The 3,802-nt window shown below is 45.2% G+C and carries 4 protein-coding genes; 1 reads left to right on the top strand and 3 read right to left on the bottom strand.

From position 1 onward, the window contains the following. A partial coding sequence (locus ACKPQ4_RS01730; RefSeq protein WP_407679487.1) for a hypothetical protein occupies nucleotides 1-762 on the top strand: 762 nt, incomplete at its 5' end. Nucleotides 763-795: 33 nt separating this feature from the next. Here ACKPQ4_RS01730 and ACKPQ4_RS01725 read toward each other — a convergent pair. From ACKPQ4_RS01725 to ACKPQ4_RS01715, 3 genes are read right to left on the bottom strand one after another with little or no spacing between them, the layout of a single operon-like run. Beyond that, on the bottom strand, nucleotides 796-1,887 hold the full coding sequence (locus tag ACKPQ4_RS01725) for a serine/threonine protein kinase (protein ID WP_407679486.1): 1,092 nt from the start codon (nucleotides 1,885-1,887) through the stop codon (nucleotides 796-798). Nucleotides 1,888-1,917: 30 nt separating this feature from the next. Continuing rightward, complete coding sequence (trhO, locus tag ACKPQ4_RS01720; RefSeq protein WP_407679485.1) at nucleotides 1,918-2,871, bottom strand: oxygen-dependent tRNA uridine(34) hydroxylase TrhO; 954 nt, start codon at nucleotides 2,869-2,871, stop codon at nucleotides 1,918-1,920. 26 nt (nucleotides 2,872-2,897) lie between these two features. Then, on the bottom strand, nucleotides 2,898-3,659 hold the full coding sequence (locus ACKPQ4_RS01715) for an SGNH/GDSL hydrolase family protein (RefSeq protein ID WP_407679484.1): 762 nt from the start codon (nucleotides 3,657-3,659) through the stop codon (nucleotides 2,898-2,900). Nucleotides 3,660-3,802: the final 143 nt, after the last annotated feature.

Below are 3,802 nucleotides of genomic sequence, written 5' to 3'. Positions count from 1 at the left end.
GCTTTGGAGGAAGAGGTGGCAGATGCAGCCGAAACCGTTGACGATTTAAAAGATGAGGTTCGCAGCCTTGAGCGTGATTTAAGCAACGCAAAGGATGATATTGTACGAGCACAAAGAGCACGCCCTGTCGAGGTAGCCAAGGAAGAGTCAGGTGTAGCTAAAGTTAGCCAAACCTTTGTGGATGAAGTTTTAAGTTGGGCACACAAGAATTCGACCCTTTCTTTTCCTGCAGAAATCACCTTGGCCAATCAAGGAATTACCCTTACCGATCGTTCAAAGCAGGTGCAGGTTCCTGTCCCTGTTGGAGGGATGTTAAGGGCCACTCGCTTTCACCCATCTGCTGCTGGTTACTTGGTCGTGGCTCAATTGAATAGCGATAAACTTTTAGCTACCATAAAAGTCGTGAATTCAAATTTTGTTGAAGTTGTGGCTCCTAAATATGTCAGGCTCATGAATTCAATGGGAAAGTCTGTCAAAAATCCATACGCAAAAAAAAAAGTAAGTAACCAGGCTGCTGTAACACCCAGGAAACAGTTTCAATCCTTGCCAAAAAAGGTTGAACCTTCGGGGCAAGCTACTCCTGGCTCCAACAGCGGGCAGATGCTAAAGAGCAAAGCTTTACTTCCCCAAAAGGGGGAAGATTTCCTCAAAGCTACTGGCCCTGGTGCTTTGGGGAAACCTGCCAACGATCATGGTACAGGTTGCGTGTGCAAGGATTGTCGGGTCAAAAAGATCGGTAAGGGAAGTCTATTTCCCGAATGATGACTATTTGATTAATTAATCGAGTTCTTTCGATTACTGAGAAAATAAAGCATAGATAGCTGCACCCAAAACGGCAGAAAGTGCAGAAATAATTAAATAAGCATTTTGGTTATTCCAACGAGTCAGACGTTCCCAACCAGAGTACCAATAAACTGAGACTTCCTCCTCATGTCGAAATCTTTGTAAGTCTTCTAGAAATAAACGGGCTTGGGAATAGCGATGGCCACGGGAGCGATGCAGTGCTTTCATACAAATAGATTGTAAGTCTCTGGGGATTTTACGCTCTGGGGCAACTTCTCTTGGAAGTGGATAGGGTTCGTCCAGAAGTTTTTTCTTAATTTCTGTAATATCTTCTCCCTGAAGAAATGATTTCAGGGTGAGCATTTCGAAGAGCAGAACACCCAAGGAAAAAACATCTGATTTTTCATCGAGATCGCTTAATCCACGAGCGATTTCCGGAGTCATGTACAGGGGAGTACCGTAGTGCATGCCGCTACGTGTAAGGCTAAGGTCGGCAGGTTTGCCATCTCCTTCCAGTTTAGCGGCTAGGCTCTTACCTCCCAGCACCTTGGCCAATCCCCAGTCGAGAACATAGACTTCACCAAATTTTCCTACGATAATGTTGGCGGGTTTTAAGTCTCTATGAATTACCCCGATTTCATGGGCATAGGCAATGGTCTGGCTTACTTGAATTAAAATATCAAGCAGTCGGGGAAGTGGGAATTTTTCCACGATCTCGGGCACTTCATGTTTTAAATCAAGCAGGATTTGCCGAAGGTCCTGCCCATACACTCTTTTCATGGTAAAGAAAAGCTGGCCTTCCCGGTCTCGACCAAGCTCGTATACCGGAACAGTACCTGGATGTTGTATATTGGCAGTTACTCTGGCTTCACGAACAAAGCGTTGGGTTTCTATTTCTGAATTTTGGAGGTCTTTATGAAGAGTTTTATAAGCTACCTTGCGGTGAAGGTTTACATCTTCTGTTAGAAATAACTTGGCTGTGCCTCCTTCCCCAAGGGGGGTATGCTCGTCATATTTTAAGGATCCACTTTTCCATGCACGAGGAAGGAGTTCATCTGTTTGCTCCTGTTTTAGGCAGTTATTTTCCACTTCTTTCTTAATCACAATTACAAAGTAATTCTAAATTAGTGCAACTTATTGATGGGTGCAAGGGCGTGCCGTTTTCTTATGCTTAGCAGGCATTTCTTTCCCGATATGCTGGGTATTTCGCTTCTGTGCAAGGGCAATTTGACGCTGCCTCTCACGCAGTCCCGCTCTTCTTTCCGGGCTGATTGAGCGGGCACATCTTGGGCAGGATACACCTTCTTCAAATTCAGGAGATTTAAAGTCATCATCATCGAGCGGCCATCTACAAGAAAAGCAAAGTTTAGCCTTTCCATCCAACAATCCATGAATGACTGAGACCCGATGATCAAAAACAAAACATTCTCCTTTCCATTTGCTTGTTTCCTCTTTCATTTTTTCCAAGTAGTGGAGAATGCCTCCTCGTAAGTGATAAACTTGTTCAAATCCGTTTTGAACCAAGTGTGCAGAGGCTTTTTCGCATCGAATTCCACCCGTGCAATACATGGCTATTTTTTTCTTTTTTTGTTTGCCCCAATGTTTTTTTACGAAGTCAGCCCATTGGCCAAAGGTTTGGGTCTTTGGGTTTACTGCACCCTCAAAGGTGCCGATTTCAACTTCGTAATCATTGCGAACATCTACCACTTCGACCTCTGGGTCTGAAATCAAGGCGTTCCAGTCTTCAGGCTCGATGTATGTCCCTGATCCGTTTGAAGGAAGAATGGACGGATCGCCCAAGGTTACAATTTCTCGCCGGATTACAATACGTAAGCGATAAAAAGTTGAACGAGGGGTGGTCATCGATCGAAGCGGAAGCTCGGAGAACCGATCGTCCGCTTCGATGTGCCGGACAAAGCGTTCGAGTCCTTCCTCTGAGCCTGAGAGGGTTGCGTTTATCCCTTCTTCGGCCAAAATTAAAGAGCCCGTAATCTTTTCTTTTTTACCAAGTTCTTCAAGGACTGGTTTCCATTCCCGATGATCGGGGAATTCGGCAAATCGATAGAAGGTGATGACTTTTTGCTCCATTCTGGTCAAGGGTCGAAACGACAAGTTTATCCTCTGACTACCCGGAGCCAATAATCGGCCATCAAGGCAGAGCCATAAGCAGTCGGGTGGACACCATCTCGTGCCCAGTGTTGAGGGGGGGCGAAGCTTAATGCCTGATCAAACATAGATTGAAAGGGAATAAAAGTAGCAGCGTGGAAATCGGCAACCCTGCGTGCAGCTTCTCGGTAACGATCAAATTCGGGGAACCATTTTGAGCTGACTGCCCCGCACTTTAAGACAAAGGGCTCGCAAATAACGAGTTGTATGTCGGGTAATGCCTGACGAGTCCTTGCGACTAGGGCCAGATAATCCTCTTCGTAGCGATCGACGGTTCCATCATACTTTCCCTGGAATCCATGCCAAATATCGTTTACTCCGATTAATATACTCAAAATATCAGGCTTGTGCGCCAGGCAGTCGCTTTGCCAACGGGCATCCAGTTGGTGTACCTTGTTGCCAGAAATTCCTCGATTAAAAATAGATAGTTTTAAGTCTGCACTGCTGTTTAACATGCCAGCTGCTGCCATACATGCGTACCCATTACCCATGGATGCCTGTTCGTTTGGCTTGGGTGATTTACGGTTTTGACGTCCAGCATCGGTTATGGAGTCTCCTTGAAAAAGCAGGGTTGCTTCAGGCTTTAAATGAATTTTTGGATTCGCCACTTCTTTTTTGGTCAAAGCTTGCGAAAACAAGGTGCCGGATAGTCCAGCCAAAGTTGCTCCACCGAGTAGTTGACGTCTTGAAATTGAAAAAGATGAGTTCATATCACGATAAAATAAATTAACCCGTGTATAGGCAACGGGGAATTACTTCGATTTGACGCTTGCACCGATGGGGGGGAGGAGGGCATTTATTCGAATATATGAAACCAGAAGAATTCCTTTTCTCCAGTGATATCCAATTACCA

The organism is Candidatus Chordibacter forsetii (assembly GCF_964187505.1).
In the GTDB taxonomy this organism is placed as follows: Bacteria; Verrucomicrobiota; Verrucomicrobiia; order Opitutales; family Seribacteraceae; genus Chordibacter; species Chordibacter forsetii.
The sequence above is the reverse complement of the archived record's forward strand: the minus strand, read 5'-3'. Positions and strand labels throughout refer to the sequence as shown.